The sequence below is a fragment of the Pseudonocardia sp. TMWB2A genome, from assembly GCF_017312135.1.
Genome location: NZ_QKQY01000002.1, coordinates 3,830,069 through 3,853,701 on the forward strand (window position 1 = coordinate 3,830,069; position 23,633 = coordinate 3,853,701).

Annotated in this window: 22 protein-coding genes; 10 read left to right on the forward strand and 12 right to left on the reverse strand. The window is 75.3% G+C overall.

What is annotated here, in order from left to right; all coding sequences use genetic code 11:
* Nucleotides 1-68: 68 nt before the first annotated feature.
* A complete protein-coding gene (locus DMP17_RS32470) occupies nt 69-548 on the forward strand; it encodes a hypothetical protein (RefSeq protein WP_226365142.1) in 480 nt (159 codons plus the stop codon).
* A gap of 4 nt (nt 549-552) precedes the next feature.
* Here DMP17_RS32470 and serA read toward each other — a convergent pair whose 3' ends face one another.
* A complete protein-coding gene (gene serA, locus DMP17_RS32475; protein ID WP_226357142.1) occupies nt 553-1,752 on the reverse strand; it encodes a phosphoglycerate dehydrogenase in 1,200 nt (399 codons plus the stop codon).
* Between the two features lie 160 nt (nt 1,753-1,912).
* On the opposite strand from serA, the gene DMP17_RS32480 reads away from it, so the two are divergent.
* Nucleotides 1,913-2,305 (forward strand): VOC family protein, encoded by a 393-nt coding sequence (locus tag DMP17_RS32480; RefSeq protein ID WP_226357143.1) that lies wholly within the window; start codon nt 1,913-1,915, stop codon nt 2,303-2,305.
* A 10-nt stretch (nt 2,306-2,315) separates the two neighbouring features.
* Here the strand turns inward: DMP17_RS32480 and DMP17_RS32485 are convergent, their stop codons facing one another.
* A complete protein-coding gene (locus tag DMP17_RS32485; RefSeq protein ID WP_226357144.1) occupies nt 2,316-2,543 on the reverse strand; it encodes a DUF3072 domain-containing protein in 228 nt (75 codons plus the stop codon).
* Nucleotides 2,544-2,656: 113 nt separating this feature from the next.
* Between DMP17_RS32485 and ligD the strand changes: the two genes are divergently transcribed.
* From ligD to DMP17_RS32510, 5 genes are all read left to right on the forward strand, one after another.
* Entirely contained in the window at nt 2,657-4,645 is a 1,989-nt protein-coding gene (ligD, locus tag DMP17_RS32490; RefSeq protein ID WP_337831533.1) for a non-homologous end-joining DNA ligase, read from the forward strand.
* A gap of 5 nt (nt 4,646-4,650) precedes the next feature.
* Nucleotides 4,651-5,418: a glycerophosphodiester phosphodiesterase family protein gene (locus DMP17_RS32495; protein ID WP_337831534.1), complete on the forward strand. Its 768-nt coding sequence runs from the start codon at nt 4,651-4,653 to the stop codon at nt 5,416-5,418.
* A gap of 63 nt (nt 5,419-5,481) precedes the next feature.
* Nucleotides 5,482-6,807, forward strand: coding sequence for an MFS transporter (locus DMP17_RS32500; protein WP_226357146.1), 1,326 nt, complete (start codon nt 5,482-5,484; stop codon nt 6,805-6,807).
* Nucleotides 6,808-7,048: 241 nt separating this feature from the next.
* Entirely contained in the window at nt 7,049-7,390 is a 342-nt protein-coding gene (locus DMP17_RS32505; RefSeq protein WP_020627709.1) for an RNA polymerase-binding protein RbpA, read from the forward strand.
* 105 nt (nt 7,391-7,495) lie between these two features.
* Nucleotides 7,496-9,265 (forward strand): DUF885 domain-containing protein, encoded by a 1,770-nt coding sequence (locus tag DMP17_RS32510; RefSeq protein ID WP_337831535.1) that lies wholly within the window; start codon nt 7,496-7,498, stop codon nt 9,263-9,265.
* Between the two features lie 24 nt (nt 9,266-9,289).
* Here the strand turns inward: DMP17_RS32510 and DMP17_RS32515 are convergent, their stop codons facing one another.
* The 5 genes from DMP17_RS32515 to DMP17_RS32535 form a co-directional block, all read right to left on the reverse strand.
* Nucleotides 9,290-10,066 (reverse strand): polyprenol monophosphomannose synthase, encoded by a 777-nt coding sequence (locus DMP17_RS32515; protein WP_226357148.1) that lies wholly within the window; start codon nt 10,064-10,066, stop codon nt 9,290-9,292.
* A 201-nt stretch (nt 10,067-10,267) separates the two neighbouring features.
* A complete protein-coding gene (locus DMP17_RS32520; RefSeq protein ID WP_337831536.1) occupies nt 10,268-11,074 on the reverse strand; it encodes a PIG-L deacetylase family protein in 807 nt (268 codons plus the stop codon).
* Nucleotides 11,075-11,342: 268 nt separating this feature from the next.
* Complete coding sequence (locus DMP17_RS32525) at nt 11,343-11,537, reverse strand: PspC domain-containing protein (protein ID WP_226357501.1); 195 nt, start codon at nt 11,535-11,537, stop codon at nt 11,343-11,345.
* A gap of 115 nt (nt 11,538-11,652) precedes the next feature.
* Nucleotides 11,653-12,780: a M24 family metallopeptidase gene (locus DMP17_RS32530; RefSeq protein ID WP_337831537.1), complete on the reverse strand. Its 1,128-nt coding sequence runs from the start codon at nt 12,778-12,780 to the stop codon at nt 11,653-11,655.
* Nucleotides 12,781-12,909: 129 nt separating this feature from the next.
* On the reverse strand, nt 12,910-13,761 hold the full coding sequence (locus DMP17_RS32535; protein ID WP_226357151.1) for a GAF and ANTAR domain-containing protein: 852 nt from the start codon (nt 13,759-13,761) through the stop codon (nt 12,910-12,912).
* A 71-nt stretch (nt 13,762-13,832) separates the two neighbouring features.
* Between DMP17_RS32535 and DMP17_RS32540 the strand changes: the two genes are divergently transcribed.
* Nucleotides 13,833-14,798 (forward strand): 5'-3' exonuclease, encoded by a 966-nt coding sequence (locus DMP17_RS32540; RefSeq protein WP_226357152.1) that lies wholly within the window; start codon nt 13,833-13,835, stop codon nt 14,796-14,798.
* Nucleotides 14,795-16,132, forward strand: a complete 1,338-nt coding sequence (locus tag DMP17_RS32545; RefSeq protein WP_337831538.1) for a M20 family metallopeptidase — start codon at nt 14,795-14,797, stop codon at nt 16,130-16,132. The genes DMP17_RS32540 and DMP17_RS32545 overlap by 4 nt, the downstream gene beginning before the upstream one ends.
* Nucleotides 16,133-16,135: 3 nt before the next feature.
* Here the strand turns inward: DMP17_RS32545 and DMP17_RS32550 are convergent, their stop codons facing one another.
* Nucleotides 16,136-16,726, reverse strand: coding sequence for a helix-turn-helix domain-containing protein (locus tag DMP17_RS32550; RefSeq protein ID WP_374203897.1), 591 nt, complete (start codon nt 16,724-16,726; stop codon nt 16,136-16,138).
* A gap of 79 nt (nt 16,727-16,805) precedes the next feature.
* On the opposite strand from DMP17_RS32550, the gene DMP17_RS32555 reads away from it, so the two are divergent.
* Complete coding sequence (locus DMP17_RS32555) at nt 16,806-17,585, forward strand: SAM-dependent methyltransferase (RefSeq protein ID WP_337831539.1); 780 nt, start codon at nt 16,806-16,808, stop codon at nt 17,583-17,585.
* Nucleotides 17,586-17,610: 25 nt separating this feature from the next.
* Here the strand turns inward: DMP17_RS32555 and DMP17_RS32560 are convergent, their stop codons facing one another.
* The 4 genes from DMP17_RS32560 to pyrH all read right to left on the reverse strand — a co-directional run bounded on the left by DMP17_RS32560 (nt 17,611) and on the right by pyrH (nt 23,607).
* Nucleotides 17,611-18,876: a GNAT family N-acetyltransferase gene (locus DMP17_RS32560; RefSeq protein WP_337831540.1), complete on the reverse strand. Its 1,266-nt coding sequence runs from the start codon at nt 18,874-18,876 to the stop codon at nt 17,611-17,613.
* Nucleotides 18,877-18,944: 68 nt separating this feature from the next.
* Nucleotides 18,945-19,817 (reverse strand): DUF4333 domain-containing protein, encoded by an 873-nt coding sequence (locus DMP17_RS32565; RefSeq protein WP_226357157.1) that lies wholly within the window; start codon nt 19,815-19,817, stop codon nt 18,945-18,947.
* A 63-nt stretch (nt 19,818-19,880) separates the two neighbouring features.
* Nucleotides 19,881-22,787, reverse strand: a complete 2,907-nt coding sequence (locus tag DMP17_RS32570) for a DEAD/DEAH box helicase (protein ID WP_337831541.1) — start codon at nt 22,785-22,787, stop codon at nt 19,881-19,883.
* Nucleotides 22,788-22,860: 73 nt separating this feature from the next.
* On the reverse strand, nt 22,861-23,607 hold the full coding sequence (pyrH, locus tag DMP17_RS32575; RefSeq protein ID WP_062395067.1) for a UMP kinase: 747 nt from the start codon (nt 23,605-23,607) through the stop codon (nt 22,861-22,863).
* Nucleotides 23,608-23,633: the final 26 nt, after the last annotated feature.

The following is a 23,633-nucleotide window of genomic DNA, read 5'->3' on the forward strand; positions in this document are numbered from 1 at the left end:
GCCCCACCGCGCCGCCTCAGCGCCGGAGGTCCGTCCCGGGACGCGGGGACGGAAATGAGGCCACGGGGATGACGGTCGAAGCCGGTCTGGTCAATGCCGACCTGCGCCGCAAGCGGTCGGTGGACCTGGCGCAGCTGATCCACGAGCAGCACGGGGGATCCGTGACCGCGCTGCGCGAGGGGCTGCTGACCTACCCCTACCCGCACCCGGTGGCCGACTGGCACCGCGCGCGGACCGTCGTCCCGGCGATGCGGGGGACCGGCGAGCTGACGCTGGTGGCCTCGACCGCACCGGACCGGAGCTCCCCGGCGACCGGCGTGGGGATCTGGGAGCTCGCCGTCACCGGGTCGGAGCCGCTGGCCCGCGGTGAGGCCGAGGGGTGGGCGCGGGCGCTGTTCGGGTACCGCTGCGCGCCGCTGGTGTACCGGCGCCGGACGGGCGGGTTGTTCCACCGCCCGACCGGCGTCGAGTTCGTCGTCTTCCACGGGGTGCACGGCCCGATGCACCCCTCCGACGTCGAGGAGTACGGCGCGAACGCCTGCGCCTGAGCGCTCAGAGCCGGTAGGACCGCAGCCAGACGGTCTGGGCGGCCCGGCGGAGCGCCGAGAGCACGTCCTCGGGCAGGACCTGGTCGGTGTCGGTCAGCACGTAGCCGAGGTCGCCGCCGGTGGACAGCGACTGCCCGACGACGTTCACGCCGGCGTCGGCCAGCAGCCGGTTGATGTCGGCGAGCACGCCGGGGGTGCTGGTGTGCAGGTAGGCGGTGCGGAACACCCCGGGCGGGTTCGGGGCGCCCACGTTGGGCAGGTTCACCGACAGGGGAGTGGCGCCGAGCTGCACGAAGTCGAGCAGCTTGCGCGAGACGAAGGTGCCGATGCCCTCCTGCGCCTCCTGGGTCGACCCGCCGATGTGCGGGGTCAGGATGACGTTGTCCAGGCCGCGCAGCGGTGAGTCGAACTCGTCGCCCTGGGCCTTGGGCTCGACCGGGAACACGTCGACGGCGGCGCCCGCGAGGTGCCCGGACAGGATGTTCTCCCGCAGGGCGTGCTCGTCGGTGACCATGCCGCGCGAGGCGTTGATGAACATCGAGCGGGGCTTCATCCGGGCGAACTGCTCGGCGCCGAAGAGGCCGGCGTTGCCCGGGCGGCCGTCGACGTGGATGGAGACGACGTCGGACTCGGCCAGCAGTGCGTCCAGGCTGGGCATCCGCCGGGCGTTGCCGTGGGCGAGCCGGTCGGCGGTGTCGTAGAACACGACCTGCAGTCCGATGGCTTCGGCCATGTTGGACAGCTGGGTGCCGATGTTGCCGTAGCCGACGATGCCCAGGGTGCGGCCGCGGAACTCGTGGGCGCCCTTGGCGGACTTGTCCCAGACGCCCTCGTGCATCCGCTGGGTCTTCTCGGTCAGCCGCCGCGCCAGGACGACGATCTCACCGATGACCAGCTCGACGACGCTGCGCGTGTTGGAGTACGGCGCGTTGAACACGGCGATGCCGCGCTCGGCGGCCGCGGTGAGGTCGACCTGGTTGGTGCCGATGCAGAAGCAGCCGACGGCCAGCAGGTCCTTGGCGGCGTCGAGCACCTCGGCGGTGATCGTGGTGTTGGAGCGGATGCCGAGCAGCTGCACACCGGCGAGCGCGTCGTGCAGCTCGTCGCCGCTGAGCGACCCGGGTCGGGTCTCGACCTCGAAGCCGTCGCGTCGGAACGCCTCGGCCGCGCCGGGGTGGATGTTTTCCAGCAACAGGACCTTCACGCGTCCAACCTAGGACGCCGGGAGGTCCCGGAGGCACCGGGGCCGGGTGATCCTTGCGGCATGACGCCGTACGGGGGGTAGGACGGTCACCCCGGTGAGCGGGCCCGCAACGCTCGAACTGTCATAACGTGCATTATCGGCTCAACGCTAGGGTGGGTCGGTGACCGCCGCTATCCATCATGTCGAGCTGTGGACCCGAGACCTCGCCGGGACGGCGCCGTCGTTCCACTGGCTGTTCACCGAGCTCGGCTGGACCCTGCGGGACGACGGCTGGGACCGCGGCCGGATCTGGAGCCACCCGTCGGGTGTGTACGTCGTCCTGGAACAGTCGCCGGCCGTCCACGGCGTGCACGACCGGACGCGTCCGGGCCTGAACCATCTGGCCCTGGCCGTGTCCGGTCGAGCCCGGCTCGACGCGCTGCGGGCGGACTGCGCCGCACACGGGTGGTCCGAGCTGTTCGCCGGGACCTACCCGCACGCCGGCGGGCCGGACCACACCGCGTTGTTCGTGGAGAACGCCGAGGGCTTCGAGGTGGAGCTCGTCGCGCCCTGACCGGACCGGCTCAGTTGCCGCGGCCGGTGGCGTCCTGCAGCTCGTCGATCCGCTTCGAGGCCTCGGCCTTGGTGAGCTTGTCCAGGTCCTCCGGGGCGTCCTGCCCGGCCTGCTGCAGCAGCGTCTCCAGGTACGACCGCTGCGGGCCGGTCATCGGCTCGTCGCCGGTCGTCCAGTCCGCGGGGTCCTTCTCGGCCGTCCCGGGGTCGACGGCGTCGGTGCTGTGGTCGTTGGTCATGGGTCGAACGTATCTTCGACCGGCACTCCCCGCACGTCGAGCCGTCCCGGCTCCACCGCAACTGTCATAACGACGACCCGGTCGGTGTCGGTGCCGGTCACTACGCTGCCGCTGTGCCCCTGGACGAGTACCGCCGCCGGCGCGACGCGCGGCGCACGCCCGAGCCGGTGCCCGAGCACGACGCCGGGCCGCCGGGCGCCGTCGGCGACCGGTTCGTCGTCCAGGAGCACCACGCGACGGCGCTGCACTGGGACCTGCGGCTCGAACGCGACGGCGTCCTGGCGTCGTGGGCGGTCCCCAAGGGACTGCCCGAGGACTCCGAGACCGTCCGGATGGCCGTGCGCACCGAGGACCACCCGCTGGAGTACCTGGAGTTCTCCGGGGAGATCCCGCGCGGCGAGTACGGCGGCGGCGGGATGGCGATCTGGGACCACGGCCGCTACGACACCGAGAAGTGGAACGACCGCGAGATCGCGTTCGTCCTGCACGGCGGGCGCGTCCGCGGCCGGTTCGTGCTGCTGCACCGCAGCTCCGGCGGGCGGAAGGACAACTGGCTGCTGCGCCGCACCCGGGACCAGCCCGACGGCATGGACGCCGGGGGTGACCCGCTCCCCCACGACGTCGTCCTGGCCGTCCCCCGCCCCGCCGACCGGCTGCCCACCGGGGACGGCTGGACGGTCCGCCCGGTCTTCGGTGGCCGCCGGGTGCTGGTGCGGGTGGACGGCGGGCGGCTCTCCCTGCGCCCCGTGGACGACGATGGCCGGGCCGGGGAGCCGTTCGACCCGCCGGGTGCGCTGCGGGGCCTGGGGCCCGCCCTGGGCGCCGGTGGGCACCTGCTCGACGCCGAGCTGACCGGCCGCGGCGAGCTGTGGGTGGCCGACGTCCTGCACACCGGCGGCCGCGACGTCCGGGCGCTGCCCGCCGAACAGCGTCGCGCGCTGCTGGAGGAGCTGCCGCTGGACGGGCCGCACCGGCGGGCGGCGCCGTCGTACCCGAACGCGGGCGCCCGGCTGCTCGACGCGGTGCGCGACCAGGGCCTGCCCGGGGTGGTCGCCGTCCGGGCCGGTTCCGGGTACCCCGAGGGCGCGGGCGACGACTGGCGGGAGGTCCGGGTGGACGGTGCGAGCCGGAAGGCGGCGCAGCGCGGGTCGGCACGGCGTGGGACTGCACAGCGCGGGACGGCACAGCGCGAGGGGTACGGGCGGGCGTCGCTGTCCAACCCGGACAAGGTGCTCTACCCGGCCACCGGCACGACCAAGGCCGACGTGCTGGGGCACTACCTGGCCGTCGCCGAGGTGATGGTGCCGCACCTCGACGCCCGGCCGGCGACGCTCAAGCGCTGGCCGGACGGGGTGGAGGGGCAGTCGTTCTTCGAGAAGAACGTGGCGCGGCACGCGCCGGGCTGGCTGCGCACCGCCCGCGTCGGGACGCCCGGCGGCCGGTCGGAGTCCGCGGACTTCGCGGTGCTCTCCGACGCCGAGGGGCTGGCCTGGGCGGCGAACCTGGCGGCGCTGGAGCTGCACGTGCCGCAGTGGCGCCTGGGCCCGCGCGACGGGCGCCACCCGCCGGACCGTGTGGTGTTCGACCTGGACCCGGGCGAGGGCACGACGATCGTGGACTGCGCCCGGGTGGCGCTGTGGCTGCGGGACCTGCTCGACGGGCACGGGCTGGCGGTGTACCCGTCGACGTCGGGCGGGAAGGGGATGCAGCTCTACCTGCCGGCGCGGGTCACCGACCCGGACCGGACCAGCGGGTTCGCCCGTGAGGTGGCCGAGCGGCTCGCCGAGGAGCACCGGCGCGAGGTGATCGCGGTGATGACCCGGGCCCGTCGGCGCGGGAAGATCTTCGTCGACTGGAGCCAGAACAACACCGCCAAGACCACCATCGCCTCCTACTCGCTGCGCGGCCGCGAGCGCCCCACGGTGGCGACCCCGGTGACCTGGGATGAGGTCGAGGGCTGCCGCGAGCCCGCGGACCTGGTGTTCACCCTCGACGACCTGCCGGCCCGGCTGGACACGCACGGGGACCTGATGCGTCCCCTGATCGACACCGAGGGTTTCCGGCTCCCCCGTGGTGGCGTGATCGGGCAGGTGCCAGGCTGACCGCCGTGCACCACCCGTACCTCGACGGTCCGCACCCCCGCGCCTACGCCCACCGTGGCTGGCACATCGGGGAGCTGGCCGGCTGTGAGAACACCGTCGCCGCGTTCACCGCCGCCGCCGACCACGGTCTGCGCTACGTCGAGATGGACGTGCACGCCAGCGCCGACGGAGTGCCGTTCGTGCACCACGACCCGACGCTGGACCGCACCACCGACGGCACCGGCCGGATCGACACGCGCCCCGCCGCGGAGCTCGACACCGTGCGGGTCACCGGGGCACAGCGCGCCGAGCCGCTGCCGCGGCTGGCCCAGGTGCTCGCCGCGGTCCCCGGGGTGCGGGTGACGATCGAGCTGAAGTCGGCCGAGGTCGTCGCGCCGACGCTGGCGGTGCTCGACGCCGCCGACGCCTGGGACCGGGTGTGTCTGGGCTCGTTCTCCGCACGCTGGCTGGGCGTCGCCCGGACGCTGGCCGGGCCGAGGCTGTGCACGTCGATGGGGCAGACCGAGGTGGTGGCGCTGCGGGCCCGCGCGTGGGGCGTCCCGGGCCGGCTCCTGCCGGCGTCGGCGGGGGTGTTCGCGCAGGTCCCGCCGATGTTCGGGCCGATCCCGGTGGCGTCGGACCGCCGGTTCGTCTCCGCGGCGCACCGGGCCGGGCACGAGGTGCACGTGTGGACTGTGGACGAGCCCGAGCAGATGCGACGGCTGCTGGCCCTCGGGGTGGACGGGCTGCTGTCCGACCGGCCGGACCGGCTGCTCGACGTCGTCGGGAGCTGACCGGGTGGGCGCCTGCGTAGATGATCGGAGGCCGGGTCCCGCGGGCGTCGATACGCTCGCGCCGTGACCGCCTCGACCGCTCCGACCGCAGAGCCGGCCCCGCCCCGCCGATCCCGGCTGTGGGCCTGGGGCCTGTGGGACTGGGGCTCCTCGGGGTTCCAGCACATCGCGCTGACCTTCGTGTTCTCGGTGTACCTGACCGACGCCGTCGGGGCGGACCTGCCGGGCTCGGTCAGTGCGAACAGCTGGCTGGCGTGGTCGACCGCGGCCGCCGGGGTGCTGATCGCGCTGATGGCGCCGGTGGTCGGGCAGAGCGCGGACCGCACGGGGCGGCGGCTGCGGGCGACCGGGGTGTGGACGGCGCTGGTCGTGGTCTGCATGGCCGGGATGTTCTTCGTCCGCGACGACTGGTCCTACCTGTGGCTGGGCCTGCTGCTGCTGGCGCTGGCGTCGATCTTCGCCGAGCTGGCGGCGGTGTCGTACTACGCGCTGATGGCGCAGGTGTCGACGCCGGCGACGGTGGGGCGGGTGTCGGGCTTCGGCTGGGCGCTGGGCTACATCGGCGGGATCGTGCTGCTGCTCGGGGTGTACGTGTTCCTGCTGTCCGGCGACGGCGGGCTGCTCGGTGTCCCGACCGCCGACGGGCTGGACGTGCGGATCGCGGTGCTGGTGGCGGCCGTGTGGTTCGCGGTGTTCGCCGCGCCGATGTTCTTCCTGCTGCCCGAGACGCCGCCGGTGGCGCCGGACGCCCCGAAGCTGGGTGTGGCCGGTTCCTACCGCAGGCTGGTGACCGACCTGCGCGCGCTCTACCGGGCCAGCCCGCACACGGTGTACTTCCTCGGGGCGAGCGCGCTGTACCGGGACGGCCTCAACGCGATCTTCGCCTTCGGCGGGGTCCTGGCGGTGACGGTGTACGGGCTGGAGCCGGGCCAGGTGCTGATCTTCGGCGTGGCGATCAACGTGGTGTCCGCGGCCGGGGCGCTGCTCGGGGGCAGGCTCGACGACCGGTTCGGCCCGAAGGCCGTCGTGGTCGGCTCGCTGGCCGGGCTGGTCGTGGTCGGGGTGGTGCTGCTGCTGGTGTCCGGGCCGACCATGTTCTGGATCTTCGGTCTGGTGCTGGGGCTGTTCGTGGGGCCGGCGCAGGCGTCGTCGCGGTCGTACCTGCTGCGGGTGTGCCCGCCGCAGCAGGAGGGCCAGCTGTTCGGTCTGTACGCGACGACCGGGCGCGCGGTGTCGTTCCTGGCGCCGGCGCTCATCGGCCTGTTCACCTACGTGTTCGGCTCGGACCGGGCCGGGACGATCGGGATCGTGCTGGTCCTGGCGGCGGGACTGGTCGCGCTGCTGCCGGTGCGCTCCCCCGGCCGTGCACCGGTCCGGTCGGCTGTGTGAACACTCGTCGACGCCCGGGTGAGCACCGTCACACATGGCTGACACGTCACATCGGAGTGTGTAACGGGCGGCGATAGGGAACACTGGTCAATCGGGCGCAGAGCGGGTTACCGCGAGGTAACTCGAGCGGGTCCGTTCTGCCCTGCCGCCGGAATACCGTAGCTCCACGCACGTTACACCCGGTGGCGGAGACGTAACCGTCGAGGTGCTCCCTCGACATCGCGCTACAGGAGGGTGACGCATGGCCGACCGCGTTCTGCGTGGCAGCCGGCTCGGGGCTGTCAGCTACGAGACGGACCGCAACCACGACCTGGCGCCGCGGCAGATGGTCCGTTATGTGTCCGAGTCCGGCTACGAGTTCCAGGTGCCGTTCGCGAACGACGCCGAGGCTCCCGCGACGTGGGAGTCCCCGCAGGGCGGTGTCGGTCGCCGGGTGGACGGGACCGAGCCGGAGCAGAAGAAGCAGAAGCCGCCGCGTACGCACTGGGACATGCTGCTCGAGCGCCGGTCGATCGCCGAGCTCGAGGAGCTGCTCGACGAGCGCCTGGAGCTGCTGCGCGAGCGGCGCGCCGAGATCGCCTGATCCCGGCCGCACCGCAGGCACACACCGGACCACCACCCGGTGACCACGGAGCCCGGATCCCTCAGGGGGTCCGGGCTCCGTCGCGTCCGGGCATGATGACCGGTGATGAACGATCAGCAGACCGGCACCGACAGCACCGACAGCACTGCCAGCACCGCACGCCCCGCCCGGGCGGTCCGCGACCTCGCCGACGACCACGTCCGGCGCCTCGCCGAGCTCGACCCGGTCCTCGCCGGTGACCTCGGCTGGACCGAGCGGCAGGACGAGCTGCCCGACCTCTCCCCCGACGGCACCGCCGCGCTCGTCGCCGCCTGCCGGGAGACCCTGGAGCGGCTGGACACCACCACGGGCGCCCGCGAGCCCGCCGACCCCGACGAGCGTCGCTGCGCGCGGCTGCTGCGCGAGCGTCTCGGCGCCCAGCTCGACCACCTGGGCTCCGGGGAGCCGCTGCGCGCGGTGCAGGAGCTGTTCGGGCCGCTGGCGACCCTGCGGACCGCGTTCACCCTCATGCCGGTCGACGGCGACGAGGACTGGGCCACCGTCGCCGCGCGGATGGCGCGGGTCCCCGAGGCCCTTGCCGGGTACCGGGCGTCGCTGGCCGAGGGACGCCGTCGCGGGCTGTTCGCCGCGCCGCGCCAGGTGGTGCGGGTGACCGAGCAGATCGACGCCTGGAACGGCGACGCGGGCGGCCGCGGCTGGTTCGCCGGGTTCGCCGCGGACGCCTCCGTCGGTGACGCCGTGCGCGCCGACCTGGACCGCGGTGCGCGGGAGGCGACGGCGGCGCTGGGCGAGCTGCGGGACTGGCTGGCCGCGGAGTACCTGCCGGCCGCGGAGGGGACCCCGGACGGCGTGGGCCCCGACCGGTACCGGATCGCGAACCGGTTCTGGAACGGCGCCGACATCGACACCGTCGAGGTCTACGAGTGGGGCTGGTCGGAGTTCCGCCGGATCCGCGAGGAGATGGCCGTCGAGGCCGCGCGGATCGTGCCCGGCGGCAGCGTGCGCGAGGCGATGGAGTTCCTGGAGACCGACGGGGGCTCGACCGGGGTCGTCGTCGGCGGGGAGGCCGCCCGGGCGCACCTGCAGAAGATCATGGACGACACGATCGCCGAGCTCGACGGTGTCCACTTCGACCTGTCCGGCCGGCTGCGGGAGGTCGAGTCCCGGCTGGCGCCGGCGGGCAGCGCGGCGGCGCCGTACTACACACCGCCGGCGCTGGACTTCTCGCGGCCGGGCCGGACCTGGCTGCCCGCGAGCGAGGACGACCGCTACCCGCTGTGGGACCTGATCAGCACCTGGTACCACGAGGGCGTCCCGGGCCATCACCTGCAGCTGGCGTCGTGGGCGGTGCGCAGCCGGGAGCTGTCGACGTTCCAGACGTCGCTGGTGGGTGCGGTGAGCGCGGACGTGGAGGGCTGGGCGCTCTACGCGGAACGGCTGATGGACGAGCTGGGCCACCACTCCGACCCGGGCTCTCGGCTGGGCTACCTCAACGCCCAGATGCTGCGCGCGGTGCGCGTGGTGATCGACCTGGGGATGCACCTGTCGCTGCCGGTCCCCGACGACTCCCCGGTCGGGCCCGGGGAGCGCTGGACCCCGGAGCTGGGGCGGGAGTTCTTCGGCCGGCACGTCGGCGGCGGGGACGCGATGGCCGACTCGGAGCTGCTGCGCTATCTCGGCGGACCGGCCCAGGCGATCGGCTACAAGCTGGGCGAGCGGGCCTGGCTGACCGGGCGGGAGCGGGCCCGGGCCGCGCACGCCGCCCGCGGGGAGGAGTTCGACCTCGCCGCGTGGCACGCCGCCGCGCTCGCGCAGGGCACGCTGGGTCTCGACGACCTGGTGCCGGAGCTGGCGGCCCTGCCGGCGCGCGCCTGAGCGCACCCGGGGGCGCCGCGCGGCTCAGCCGTGTGCGGCGCCCTCGGTGACCGGGCCCGCGGGGCGCTGGGGGGTGTCGCGGCCGAGCCGGTGCGACAGGCCCCAGCAGGTGACCCGCCACAGCGCCTCGGCGACGATGCCGCCGCTCATCTTGGAGGCGCCGCGCTCCCGCTCGGTGAAGGTGATCGGGACCTCGCTGACCCGGAACCCGGCCTGCAGGGCCCGCCAGGCCATGTCCACCTGGAAGCAGTAGCCCTGGGAGGCGACCGAGTCCAGCTGCAGCTGCTCGAGCACGGTGCGCCGATAGACGCGGTAGCCGCCGGTGATGTCGCGCAGCGGCACGCCGAGCGCGAGGCGGGAGTAGAGGTTGCCGCCGCGGGAGAGGACCTCGCGGTGCCAGGGCCAGTTCACGACGCGCCCGCCGGGCACGTAGCGGGAGCCGAGGACGACGTCGGCGTCGGACAGGGCGGCGAGCAGCGCGGGGAGGTCCTCGGGGGCGTGCGAGCCGTCGGCGTCCATCTCGACGACGACCTGGTGCTCGCCGGTCAGCGCGTGCCGGAAGCCGTCGAGGTAGGCGGCGCCGAGGCCGTCCTTGCCGGAGCGGTGCAGGACGCGGACCCGCTCGTCGGCGGCGGCGAGGGCGTCGGCGAGCTCTCCGGTGCCGTCGGGGCTGGCGTCGTCGACGACGAGGACGTCGGCGTCGGGCAGCGCGGCGTGCAGCCGCGCGACGGCGGGACCGAGGTTCTCCCGCTCGTCGTAGGTGGGAACCACGACCAGGACCGGGCCCGGCGGTTCGACCATTCTCGTCCTCTCCCCCGCCCGATCGGTGTCGACCGGACGACCCTACCCGTACCGACCGCACCTGCTCGGTCACCGCTCGTCGTAGTGCGGCGGAGCGCGGTCGTGCGGACAGCGTAGTGGAGCGCTGCGACCGTCCGACGCGGCGGCATCGGACGCGGGGCCCGATCCGGGGCCGGAGCGGGTGTGGGACGGGGACGGCGGTCAGCGGGTCCCGGCGAGCAGATGGGCGTTGCCCAGCGCCTCCAGGACACCGCCGCGGGCCCGGCCGCCGGTGTTCTCACCGGGGAGGAACCACTCGTAGCCGTAGGCGGCGGCGAAGCCCGCCTCGTCGACCGCGTCCGGGGCGATCTGGCTGGCGTGGGCGAGCATCGCGGCCCGCTTGACGGCGAGCTCGGCCGGTCCGCCCCCGACGGCGACGGCGATCTCGGCGGTGACCCGGCCGTAGCCGACACCCGCGGCGTGCGCGGCGCCGTGGACGAGGTGCCGGTCGCGCGCGGCCAGCGCGAGGTGCTCGCGGTCGACGGTCATCCGGTAGCCGTGGGCGCCGGTGAGCGAGCAGGCGATGGCGCCCGCGGCGTGCGCGGCGCGGTGGTCGGGGTGGCCGTAGATGCCGGCGTCGTCGTCGTGCAGGACGGTGTCCGCGCCCTCGGCGTCGACGATCTCGGCGACCGCGCGGCCGAGCGCGACGGGGTCGGCGCCGGCGAGGGCGCGCGGGTGGCGCAGGCCGGGGCCGCCGGGCAGGCCGGAGTCGCGGTGCCCGAGCAGCACCAGGCGGTGCACGCCGAGCAGGGCGGCGGCGTCGGTGAGCTCGCGGCGGCGGCGGTCGGGGACGGTCTCGCCGGGTTCCAGGGGGAGGCGGGACTCGCCGAGGTCACCGCCGGTGGCCATGACGAGCACGACGCGGGCGCCGGCGTCGGCGAGGCGGCGCAGGGTCAGGCCGGTGAAGATCGACTCGTCGTCGGGGTGGGCGTGCAGGGCCAGGACGGTCTGGCCGGAGAGGGTGTGCACCTGGTGATCGCTTCGCGTGCGGGGCCGGGGCGGCCGGTACGGACACGGGTCCGGAGCGGGTCGGTACCCGGGCGGCGCGAGCGGTCCATGGACGGTGAGCCGGGACGGCGGTGTCAGCCGCGCGGGGACGGACCCCGACGACAGCGACATGCGGCGGCGCGCACGGGGCGCGCGGCGGCGGTCGTCGGCTCGATCACGCGGGAGATGATGGCAGGGGCGCCGTCGCGGGTCCACACCGGGGCCCCGCGACGGCGCTCACACCGCTCGGTCAGACCGTGCTCCTCGGCATGATCAGCCAGAGGGCGAGGTAGATGACGAACTGCGGGCCGGGCAGCAGGCAGGACAGCACGAACAGGAACCGCACGGTGTTGCGGCCGAGCCCGAAGCGGTCCGCGAGCCCGGCGCACACCCCCGCGATCACCTTCCCGCTGCGGGGCCGGACCAGGCGCTGGGACTGGGGCATGCTCACTGCGTTCTCCTTCGTACTGCGGACTCGACCTACCCCACCCTGGCACCACCGGGGTCCGGCGCGCTCGGGGAACACCCGGAGGGTGACCCCGAACGCGCCTCGGGGGTCGCTACAGGACGACGAGGTCGCGGGCGGTGGTGTTGAGCCGCTCCACGCCGTCGGCGGTGACGACGACGATGTCCTCGATCCGGGCGCCCCACTTGCCGGCCTGGTAGATGCCGGGCTCGACGGAGAAGGTCATGCCCTCGGTGAGCACGAGGTCGTTGCCGCCGACGATGTAGGGCTCCTCGTGCACGTCGAGGCCGATGCCGTGCCCGGTGCGGTGGATGAAGTGCTCACCGTGCCCGGCGGAGGCGATGTGCTCGCGGGCGGCGCGGTCGATGTCGGCGGCGGTCGCACCGGGCCGGACGGCGGCGACGGCGCGCTCCTGGGCCTCCTGCAGCACCGCGTAGGTCTCCTTGACCTCCGGGCCGGGCTCGCCGCCGACGGCGTAGGTGCGGGTGCAGTCGGAGTTGTAGCCGCCGGGCAGCGGCCCGCCGATGTCGATGACGACGACGTCGCCGGCCTCGATCACGCGGTCGGAGACGTCGTGGTGCGGGCTGGCGCCGTTGGGGCCGGAGCCGACGATGACGAACGCGGCCTCGGTGTGGCCCTCGGCGACGATCGCGGCGGTGATGTCGGCGCCGACCTCGGCCTCGGTGCGGCCGGGGCGCAGGAACTCGCCCATCCGCCGGTGCACCCGGTCGATGGCGGCGCCGGCCTCGCGCAGGCGGTCGATCTCGGCGGGGTCCTTGCGCATGCGGAGCTCGCGCAGCACGGTGCCGCCGAGGTACTGCGGGACGTCGGGGAAGGCGTGGCGCAGGCCGAGGACGTGGCGGGCGGGCATGTCGTCGTCGACCGACATCCGGGTGGGGCCGCCGGCGAGGTCGCTGACCAGCAGGTACGGGTCCTCGCCGTCGGTCCAGGTGACCAGGTCGATGCCGAGGGCCTCCAGCGGCACACCGGCGAACCCGGGCGCCTCCAGCGACGGGACGACGAGCGCGGGCGGCGCCCGGTGCCCGGCGGCCGGGACGATCAGACAGGTCAGGCGCTCGTGCGAGGACCCGTCGAACCCGGTCAGGTAGCGCAGGTCGGTTCCCGGGGTCAGGAACAGCACGTCGGTGCCCTGCTCGGCGGCGTGCTCACCGGCACGGCGCAGCCGGTCGGCGAGCAGCTCGGTGGGGACGGCATCGGTCATGACCGTGAGCGTAGGCGGGCACGGGGGGTACACGACCGCCACCCGGAGCACCGCGGCGTGGGCCGGGCGGATGCCGGTGGGCGTCCGGACGCGCTGCGTGACCGGACGCCTGCGGAGCCGGCGGGCGGGTCAGTCGGTGTCGAGCGCGGTGGGGTGCGCGGTGACGGTCCCGGCGAGCTCGACGAGCTTGACGTTGAGGTCCTGGGAGGTGCGGCGGAGCACGTCGAAGGCCTCCTCGGCGGTGAGCCCGCGGCGCGCCATCAGGATGCCCTTGGCCTGGCCGATCACGTCGCGCGAGGCGATCGCCTGGCGCAGCTGGGTCTCCTGGAGCCCGGAGTTGGACACGGCGACGCAGGTGGCCAGGGCCAGCGACGCGTGCGTGGCGAGCAGCATCAGCCGGTCGCGGTCGGCGGAGGTGAACGCCCGGCGGTCGGTGGCGTAGACGTTGAGCGCGCCGGGCAGCCGCGGCGGCTCGGCGTTGGGGATCAGCGAGACCGCCAGCACCGAGTGGAACCCGTGCCCGACGGCGGCGTGGGCGAAGTCGCTCCAGCGGCTCTCGGCGGCGAGGTCGTCGGAGGAGGCCAGCGCGGGGCCGTCGGCGCGGGCGGCCTCGACGCAGGGGCCGCGGCCGCTGGCGTACTGGGCCTCGTCGATCGAGGAGGCGGCGGGGTCGGTCTCGACGGGGGTGTGGAAGCGGCCGTCGTCGTCGCGGAGGGTGACGCTGACCATGTCCGCGCCGGGCACGACCCGGCGGACCGCGGCGACGACCCGGGCGAGGACGTCGGCGACCGAGCCGGAGGCGAGCAGTGCGCCGGTGAGCGCGGCGAACTCGCGGGCGAGCGGGCCGGTGTCGGCCAGGGCGTCCTCGGCGGGGCCGCCGCGCTGCTCGGTGACGACGAACAGGTCCCGCTCGGCGGTCCAGTCGTCGCGCCCGGTGACCGCAGCAGGTCCGCTGTTCGTGGTGGTTCCGCTGTTCTCCACACCGGGCATTCTGCACGGTCCGCGCGGGTGCGGCGCCCACCCGGGTACGGCGGCGGTGCCAGACTCGCGGCATGAGTGAGCGCCCGCTGATGCTGCTGGACTCCGCGAGCATGTACTTCCGTGCCTACTTCGGCGTGCCGGAGAGCGTCACCGCCCCGGACGGGACGCCGGTGAACGCGGTGCGCGGGTTCACCGACATGATCGCGCGGCTGGTCACCGAGCACCGCCCGGTGCGGCTGGTGGCCTGCCTGGACCTGGACTGGCGGCCGGCGTTCCGGGTGGACGCGCTGCCGTCGTACAAGGCGCACCGGGTGGAGGCGGGCCGGGCCGGCGACGAGGTGCCGGCCGGGGTGCCCGAGGAGGTGCCGGACACCCTCGCCCCGCAGGTGCCGCTGATCATGGAGGTGCTGGCGGCGGCGGGGATCGCCACCGGTGGGGCCGTGGGCTGCGAGGCCGACGACGTGATCGGGACCCTGGCCCACCGCGAGGCCGTCGACCCGGTGCTGGGAGTGTCCGGGGACCGGGACCTCATGCAGATCGTGCGCGACGCCCCGCCGGTGCGGCTGCTCTACATCGGCCGCGGGCTGAACAAGGCCGAGAACCTGGGCCCGGACGACGTCGCGGAGAAGTTCGGGGTGCCCCGGGAGCGGGCGGGCGCGGCGTACGCGGAGATGGCGATGCTGCGCGGGGACCCCTCCGACGGGCTGCCCGGCGTGCCCGGGGTCGGTGCGAAGACCGCGGCGACGTTGGTGGGCCGGTTCGGCTCGTGGGCGGAGCTGCTGGCCGCGGTCGGCGACGGCGACACCCGGATCGGGGCGGGGCCGCGGGCGAAGCTGGCGGCGGCGCGGGACTACCTCGACGTCGTCGAGCCGGTGGTGCGGGTGCGGACCGACGCCGAGGTCGACCTGAGCCGCGACGACGTGCTCCCGGCGGCGTTCGCCGACCCGGACCGGCTCGACGAGCTGGCACGGCGGTGGGGTCTGGAGTCCTCGGTGGGGCGACTGCGGAAGGCCCTGGACGCGGCGGCGTCGTCGTGACCTGCCCGGACCACGGGCTGCCGATCCCGCCGTCGTCGGCGTACGACGAGGCCGTGGCCCGGGAGACCGCGGTGCGCGCGGCGGCGGCCGAGCCGATCACCTCCCCCCACGACGGCGCCCCCGCCGCGGTGCGGGAGGCGGTGGCGGACGCGGTCGAGGAGCTGCGGGACGAGCTGCTGGCGTTGTCGCACGACCTGCACGCCCACCCGGAGACCGCGTTCTCCGAGCACCGCTCGGTCGCCGCGGTGGCCGCGCTGCTGGCCGGGCACGGGATCGACGCCGCCGTCGGCGTGCACGGGCTCGACACGGCGCTGCGGGCGACGCTCGGCTCCGGGGACGGCCCGACGGTCGCGGTGCTCGCCGAGTACGACGCGCTGCCCGGCATCGGGCACGCCTGCGGGCACAACGTGATCTGCTCGGCGGCGGTGGGCGCGTTCCTGGCGCTGGCGCGGGTGCTCTCCGCGCACCCGGTCGGCGGCACCGTGGTGCTGCTCGGCACGCCCGCGGAGGAGGGCGGGGGCGGGAAGGAGACGATGGCCCGCGACGGTGCCTTCGACGGCGTCGACGCCGCGGTGATGCTGCACCCGTTCGCCCACGACATCGCCGACCACCCGTTCTTGGGGCGCCGCCAGCTGGAGGTGACCTACCACGGGGTCGCCGCGCACGCCTCGGCCCAACCGCACCGCGGCCGCAACGCCCTGGACGCGGTCGTCCTGGGCTACCAGGGGATCGCGATGCTGCGCCAGCACATCCCCGACGGGGACCGGGTGCACGGCATCGTCGTCGACGGCGGGCAGGCGCCCAACGTCGTGCCGGAGCGGGCGTCGGCGCGCTACTACCTGCGCTCGCAGCACCCGGAGACGTTGCGGGACCTGACCACGCGGGTGGAGGCGATCGCCGTCGCGGCGGCGGCGATGACCGGCTGCGGCCACACCCTGGAGTGGGACCCGCGCCCGCCGTACCTGCCGATCCGCCACAACCGGACCCTCGCCGCGCGCTGGGCGGTGCACCAGGCCGGGCGGGGGCGCACGGTGTACCCGCGCGGGGTGGTGCCGGAGTCCGAGACCGGGTCGACCGACCTGGGCAACGTCTCGCTGCGGGTGCCGTCGATCCATCCGATGATCGCGATCGCGGAGCCGGGCACCGCGCTGCACACCACCGGGTTCGCCGAGGCCGCGGCGGGTGCGGCCGGGGACCGCGCGGTGCTCGACGGCGCCGCCGGGCTGGCGACGGTGGTGGCCGACCTGCTGCACGACGCGGCGCTGCGCGGGGCGGTCGCGGCGGAGTTCGCCGAGGCGGGCGGCCCGGTGGACGTGCCCGCGTTCTTCGACTGAGGCTCAGCCGCCGTGGCCGCCGGTGCGGCGCTCACGCGGCGCGGCGCGGGTGTGGATCTTCTCGCCCTGCGGGCCGAACAGGCTGAGCAGCTCGACGGCGCGGTCGCGGTCGGCGGAGCCGAACCAGTGCGGGACGTGGGTGTCGAACTCGGCGGCCTCCCCGGCGCCGAGCACGACGTCGTGCCCGCCGAGGACCAGGCGCAGCCTGCCGTCGAGGACGTAGAGCCACTCGTAGCCCTCGTGCACCCGCGGGTCGGGCTCGTCGCCGCGGAACGGGATGAGCATCTTGAACGCCTGCAGCCCGCCGGGGCGCTCGGTCAGCGGGACGACGGTCATCCCGTTGGCCCGGCGCGGCCGCAGCCGCACCCGTGGGTCGCCGACCGGTGGGGCCGCGACGAGCTCGTCGAGCGGCACCTGGTGGGCGGCCGCGATCGGGAGCAGCAGCTCCAGGGTCGGGCGGCGCCCGCCGGACTCGAGGCGCGACAGCGTGCTCACCGAGATGCCGGTGGCCTCGGACAGGTCGGCCAGGGTCATGCCGTGCGCGGTGCGCAGCCCGGCCAGCCGGGGGCCGACGCCGGCCAGGGTGTCCGCGATCGCCTCGTTCACACCGGGCAGTTTGCCATCCCGGCAACGATGTTTGCCAGTGTCGCGCCGTGGCGCGCAGGGTGGTCCCATGACCTCCTCTCCCGCAGACCCGTTCGGTGCCGCGTCCGAGCGCCGGGTCGCCGCGCTCGTCGCGGGCGACCGGGTGCACGGACTCACCACCGGCACCAGCACAGCCGCTGCGCCCACCCCGCCCACCCGACCCACCGGAGTAGCCACCGTGACCGAGGACCGCTGGTCCGCGGCGTTCTGGGACGCCCACTACGACACCCGCCCGCAGATCTGGAGCGGCGACGCCAACGCCGCCCTCGTCGCCGAGGCCGCGGACCTGCCGCCCGGGCGGGCCCTCGACGTCGGCTGCGGGGAGGGCGGCGACGCGGTCTGGCTCGCCGCGCGGGGCTGGCGGGTGGACGCCGTCGACGTCTCCCCCGTCGCGGTGGAGCGGGCCCGGGCCGCCGTGCAGCGGGCCGGGTGGGCCGACGCGGTCACCCTCACCGCGACCGACCTGCGCTCCGACCCGCCCGCCGCGGGCGTCTACGACCTGGTCAACACCCAGTTCCTGCACCTGCCCCCGGACGTGCGCCGCTCGCTGTACACCGCGCTCGCCGACGCCGTCGCACCCGGCGGGACGCTGCTACTGGTGCTGCACCACCCGCGCGACCTGGCCGCCGGGATCCCGCGCCCGCCGGAGCCGGAGCTGTTCCCCGACGAGCACGAGCTCGCCGGGGCGCTCGACCCGGACCGGTGGGAGGTGCTGGTCGCCGACGCGCGGCCGCGGCCGGTGACGCTGCCCGACGGCAGCACGGTGACCGGCCACGACGCGGTCGTCCGGGCCCGCCGCCGGGCCTGAGCGTCCGCGTCGCGGCCGGGGACGCTCAGAAGAACGTGCCACACCACGGCGCCGGTCCGGGCACCGCGAACAGCGCGTCCGCCCGGACCCGGGCGCCGGGGGTGAGCTCGCGCCAGCGGCCCGCCGCCACCAGCGACGACGGCGACCGGTCCCCGAGGAACGCCGCCGCCAGCGCGTCGACGGCGCACTCCAGGTCCGGGTCGGCGCCGGCGGCGGGCTCGGCGGCGCCGTCGGCGAGACGCCAGGTGCCGGTGTCGCCCAGGAACGCGTCGTGCACCCGCAGCACGACCGGCCCGCCCGGACCCCAGGCGCGGGCCCGCAGCGCCGCGTCCGGGTCGAGCAGGCGCAGCCACAGGTCGTCGCCGCGGCCGGTGACCCGGTGGGCCCGGGAGTCGGCCAGCACCAGGTCGAGGTCCTCGTCGAGGGGGCGTGCCCAGCTCGTCACCGCGCCGGCCAGGTCGAGGCCGGTCAGGAACCGCCACAGCCCGGCCGTCGCGGCCGGCCCGGCGGCCCAGAGCTGCTGCAGCCGGACCTCGTCCGTGCCGCCGGTGGCCAGGTCGCCCTCCGCGACGCCCCACACCACGAACCCGTCGTCGACGCCGTCGGTGCCGGTGTGCACCGCCACGCCCTTGTACTCGCCGGCGGGCGGGCCCGCGGGGCGCAGCGCCCGCCGCCACCAGCGCGCGGAACGGGTCATCCCGCCCGGGCGGTCCGCGGCGAGGCGTTCCTGCAGGCCGGGCAGCAGCGCGGTCGCCTCGTCGGGGTCGAGCATCCGCACCGTGCCCCCGGCCGGGGCCTCCGGGCGCCACACGGCTCCCGCCGTGACGCGGACCTGGTCGGCGCGGGAGGCGACGCCGTAGCCGAAGCGGCCGTAGATGCCGGCCTCCGACGCGCGGAGCACGGCGGCGACGTCGCCGCGGTCGCGGGCCGCGGTCAGCTGGGCGCGCATGAGCGCGGTCAGGCGCCCGGCGCGGGTCCGGTCGGGTCGCACCCCGACGCCGCTGACCGCGGCGGCGGGGACCCGGGCCCCGCCGGGCAGGGTCAGCCGGGTCGGGAAGGAGTACGCCGACCCGACGAGCGCACCGGAGGGGTCGGCGACGCCGAGCCAGTGCTCGTCGGGGGCCTGCCCGTGGGCCTCCCACGCGTCGTCGGTGATCGGGCCGTGGTGCAGGGTGCCCAGGAACAGGTCGAACGCGCGGCGCCGGTCGGCGGGGTCGGTCAGGGTGCGGACCGTGTGGGGGGCGACGGTCGGCGGGGCGGGGTGCGGGGCGAACGGGTCATCGGGGCTCACATCCGACGAGCCTCGCGTCCGCGCGCCCCGCGCGCCAGCCGATTACCCGGCCCGTCACCGCGGCCCGGTCAGACCCGCCCGACCTGGTAGTCGCCCTGGTCGCTGGTCACGACCACGGGGACCTCGACCTGCTCGCCGTCGACGACGGCCTGGCAGGTGAACTGTGTGCCGGCCGACACCTCGACGTCCTCCGGGCAGGCGATCGCACCGACCTGCAGCCCGTAATCCTGGGTGAGGACCTGGTTGACCCCGGCCTGCAGCGCGGTGCGGTCGAGCCGGTCGCTGCCGAGCACGCCCGCCCAGAACAGCGCACCGACCACGAGTGCGGCCACCACCACGGCGCCGACCCCGGCCAGGACGTACAGCCGCGTCCGCGACGGGGAGCGGACCGCGTCCCGGGAGACCCAGGGCTCGTCCTCACCGGGGCCGGGGTTCTGCTGCCACCCGCCCGGCCCGGACCCGCCGTCGGCCGGGACGGCCGCGGTGGTCTGCGCGTCGGCCCAGGGCGACCCGGGCGACGACGCGGGGACGGCGTCGGTGGGGGCTCCGGCCTCGGCGGCCCGGCGACGGGCGCGGCGCCCGGTCGGGACGGCCCATCCGCCGTCGGTGCCGGTGTCGGCGCCTGCCTCGTCGCCCCACAGCGACTCACCGCGGGCCGGGTCCCCGGCGGACCCGTCGTGGGCGGCCCAGCCGCCGGTGTCGCCGCTGTGGCGTCCGCCCGCGGGCGGGACGGCGTCCCAGCCGCCGGTGCCCTGCGCGGGTGCGCCGCCGGCGTCGTGGGCGGCCCAGCCGTCACGGTCGTCGTGGTCGGGGGACCAGGCTCCGGTGGTCTCGGGGTCGGCGCCCCACCCGCCGGGCGGCGGCGTGCCCCAGGCGGGGATCTCCCCGGTCCGCTCCGCGGCATCCTCGGGATGCCGGTCCGGTCCCTGCGGGTTGTTCATCGCCTACTCGTCCGCCCGTCTCTCTCGTCGTGCCGTCGTGACTGCTGGTGCTGCTCGTGACTGCTACTGCATACCGGCCGCGACCACGCCGCGCCGGACCGCACCGGAGGCCCGGTGGGCCGCCTTCCCGACCGCGCTCGACCGCCCGGCGACCCCGGCGATCTGGTCGAGCAGGTCGAGGACCTGCCGGGTCCAGCGTACGAAGTCGCCCGCGGACAGCTCGTGCCCGTTCCGTTCGGCGGCCTCCAGGACCTGTGCCAGGGACTCGCCGCGCGCCCACCGGTGCATCGGCCAGGCGAAGGCCAGGTCGGGTGCGCGGGTGCGTTCGGCCTTGTGCCGGCGCTGGTCGGCGTCGAGCTCCTCCCACAGCCGCACGGTGCGCTCCAGGGCGTCGGACACCGGGCCGGTGGGCAGCCGCGGCATCGGTGCGTCGTCGCGGCGGGACTCGTAGACCAGCGCCGAGACGACCGCGGCCAGCTCGTCGGGCTCCAGGCCGTCCCAGGCGCCGTGCCGCAGGCACTCGGCGGCCAGCAGGTCCGACTCGCCCCACAGCCGGGCCAGGACCCGTCCGTGCGCGGTGATCTCCTCCTCGCCGGGCTCGGTCTCCCCGGCCGGGACGAGGTAGCCGCGCTCGGCGAGCAGCGCGCGGATCCGGTCGAAGGCCCGGGCCAGCGAGTGCGTCGTGGCCCGCACCTTCTGCCGCAGCGTCTCGGTCTCCCGCTCCAGCCTCGCGTGCCGCTCCGCCCAGCGGGCGTGCGCCTCGCGGTCGTCGCACCCGTGGCAGGGGTGCGCGCGCAGGGCCCGGCGCAGGGTCGACAGCTCCGGGTCGTCCTGCACCCCGGGCCGGCGACGACGCCCGAGGGCGCGCCCCTCCCCCAGCCGGGAGGCACGCAGCGAGGAGGCCAGGTCCCGGCGGACCTGCGGGGAGCGGTGCTCGACCCGCTTCGGCAGCTTGATCCGGCCCAGCACCTCCACCGCGTCCGGGAAGTCCGCCGCCGACAGCCGTCCCGCCCAGCGGTCCTCGGTGCACACCAGCGGCCGGACCTCGGCGTCGCGGCCCGCGGCCGACACCGCCCCGATCCCCGGGTCCAGCACCACGGCGATCCCGGCGCGCTTGCCCGAGGGCACCGCGATCACGTCGCCGGGGCGCAGCTCGCGCAGCGACTCCGAGGCCTCGTCGCGGGCGGCGACGGTGTTCTGGCGGCGCAGCGACTTCTCCCGGTCGGCGATGCGCCTGCGCAGGTCGGCGTACTCGGCGAAGTCGCCGAGGTGGCAGCTCATCGCCTCCCGGTAGCCGTCCAGGGCCTCGGTGTTGCGGTCGATCCGCCGGGCCAGCCCGACCACCGACCGGTCCGCCTGGAACTGTCCGAAGGAGCGTTCCAGCAGCTCGCGGGCGGCGTCGGTGCCCAGGCGCCCGACCAGGTTGACGGACATGTTGTAGACCGGCCGGAACGAGCTGCGCAGCGGGTAGGTGCGGGTGGAGGCCAGCCCGCCGACCTGCTCCGGGTCCATGCCGGGCGCCCACAGCACCACGGCGTGGCCCTCGACGTCGATCCCGCGTCGCCCGGCGCGCCCGGTGAGCTGGGTGTACTCGCCGGGGGTGAGGTCGACGTGGGCCTCGCCGTTGTACTTGACCAGCCGCTCCAGCACGACGGTGCGGGCGGGCATGTTGATGCCCAGTGCCAGGGTCTCGGTGGCGAACACACAGCGCACCAGGCCGGCGACGAAGAGCTCCTCGACGGTCTCCTTGAACGCCGGCAGCAGCCCGGCGTGGTGGGCGGCGACGCCGCGTTCGAGGGCCTCGCGCCACTCCCAGTACCCGAGCACGCCGAGGTCGGCCTGCGGCAGGTCGCCGGTGTGCTTCTCGACGATCCGGCGGATCTCGTCGACCTCCTCGGGCACCGTCAGACGCACCCCGGCCCGCACGCACTGGCCGACCGCGGCGTCGCAGCCGGCGCGGGAGAAGACGAACGTGATCGCGGGCAGCAGCCCCTCGCGGTCGAGCCGGTCGATCACCTGCACCCGCGACGGCGGCCGGAACCCACCGCGCGACGGCCCGCCCCCGCGCGGCCCCCGCCCGACGACGGCCGTGGAGTCGGTCTTCCCGCCCCGGGTGCGGCCGCGCTGCGGACCACCCCGGCCGCGCGGCCCGCGGTCGCCCGCCCGGTCCGAGCCGCGTGAGGTGGTGAAGTCCCGCCGCGCCATCTCGCGGGTGTAGCGGACCAGCTCCGGGTCGACGACGACCTCACCGGGCCCGCCGGGGGTGCTCCGCTCGCCGAACATGTCGAACAGCCGGTTGCCGACCATCATGTGCTGCCACAGCGGCACCGGGCGGTGCTCGTCGACCACCACGCGGGTGTCGCCGCGGACCTCGACCAGCCAGTCGCCGAACTCCTCGGCGTTGCTGACCGTGGCCGAGAGCCCGACGACCGCGACGTGCTCGGGCAACTGGAGGATGACCTCCTCCCAGACCGCGCCGCGGAACCGGTCGGCCAGGTAGTGGATCTCGTCCATCACCACGTAGCCGAGGTGGTCCAGCCGCCGGTTCGCCGCCTTGTCGGAGTCCGCGTAGATCATGTTGCGGAGCACCTCGGTGGTCATCACGACCACCTGGGCGTCGCCGTTCACCGCGGTGTCGCCGGTGAGCAGGCCGACCGCGTCCGCGCCGTAGCGGGCGACCAGGTCGGCGTACTTCTGGTTGGACAGCGCCTTGATCGGCGTGGTGTAGAAGCACTTGCGGCCCTCGGACAGGGCCAGGTGCACGGCGAACTCTCCCGCGACGGTCTTGCCGGCGCCGGTGGGTGCACAGAGCAGGACGCCGTGGCCGTCCTCCAGGGCCTCGCACGCCTCGCGCTGGAACGGGTCCAGGTCGAAGGGCATCAGACCGGTGAACTCGGCCAGCCGCGGGTAGGCGGCGCGGGCCTTCGCCGCCGCGTACGCGGCGGCCGGGTCGGCGGCGGAACCATTCACGGCCCCAGGCTGTCACACGGCACCGACACCCTGCTCCGTCACGGCGTGAGCCGGGCCACGTGGCACCGCCGGGCTACTCCGGGTGGGCGAACTCCGCCTCGACGATGTCGGGGTTGATCTCCGTGCCGTGGTGCTCACCGCGGCAGATGGCGGCCATCAGGCCGTCCTTCTCGATGTCGAACACGTGCAGCGGCAGGCCGTGGTCGCGGGCCAGGATGAACGCGGTCTGGTCCATCACGGCCAGCCGGCGCGACAGCACCTCGTCGTAGGGCAGGCGCTCGTAGCGGCGGGCGTCGGGGTTGGTGCGCGGGTCGGTGTCGTAGACGCCGTCGGTGCCGTGCTTGGCCACCAGCAGCGCGTCCGCGCCGATCTCCAGGGCGCGCTGCACGCTCGGGTAGTCGGTGGTGATGAACGGCTGCCCGTTGCCGCCGGAGAAGATCAGGATGGCGTCCTTCTCCAGGTGCCGCTTGGCGCGCAGCCGCAGGAACGGCTCGGCGACGGCGTTGATCGGGATCGCGGTCATCACGCGGACGTTCTCCTCACCGCCCGCGGAGAGCTTGCCGCGCAGCAGGAGACCGTTGATCACGGTGCCGAGCATGCCGATGTTGTCGGCCTCGACGCGGTCGATCCCCCAGGTCTCGGAGCGGTTGCCGCGGAACACGTTCCCGCCGCCGACGACGACCGCGACCTGCACCCCCAGCGCGCGCATCTGCCGGATCTGGTCGGCGAGGTGGGACAGGGCCTGCGCGGAGAACCCGAAGCCGTCGGCACCGGCCATCGCCTGTCCGCTGAGCTTGATGACCACCCGGTTGTACTTCATCTGTCCCGACCCGCTCCTCAGTGCCG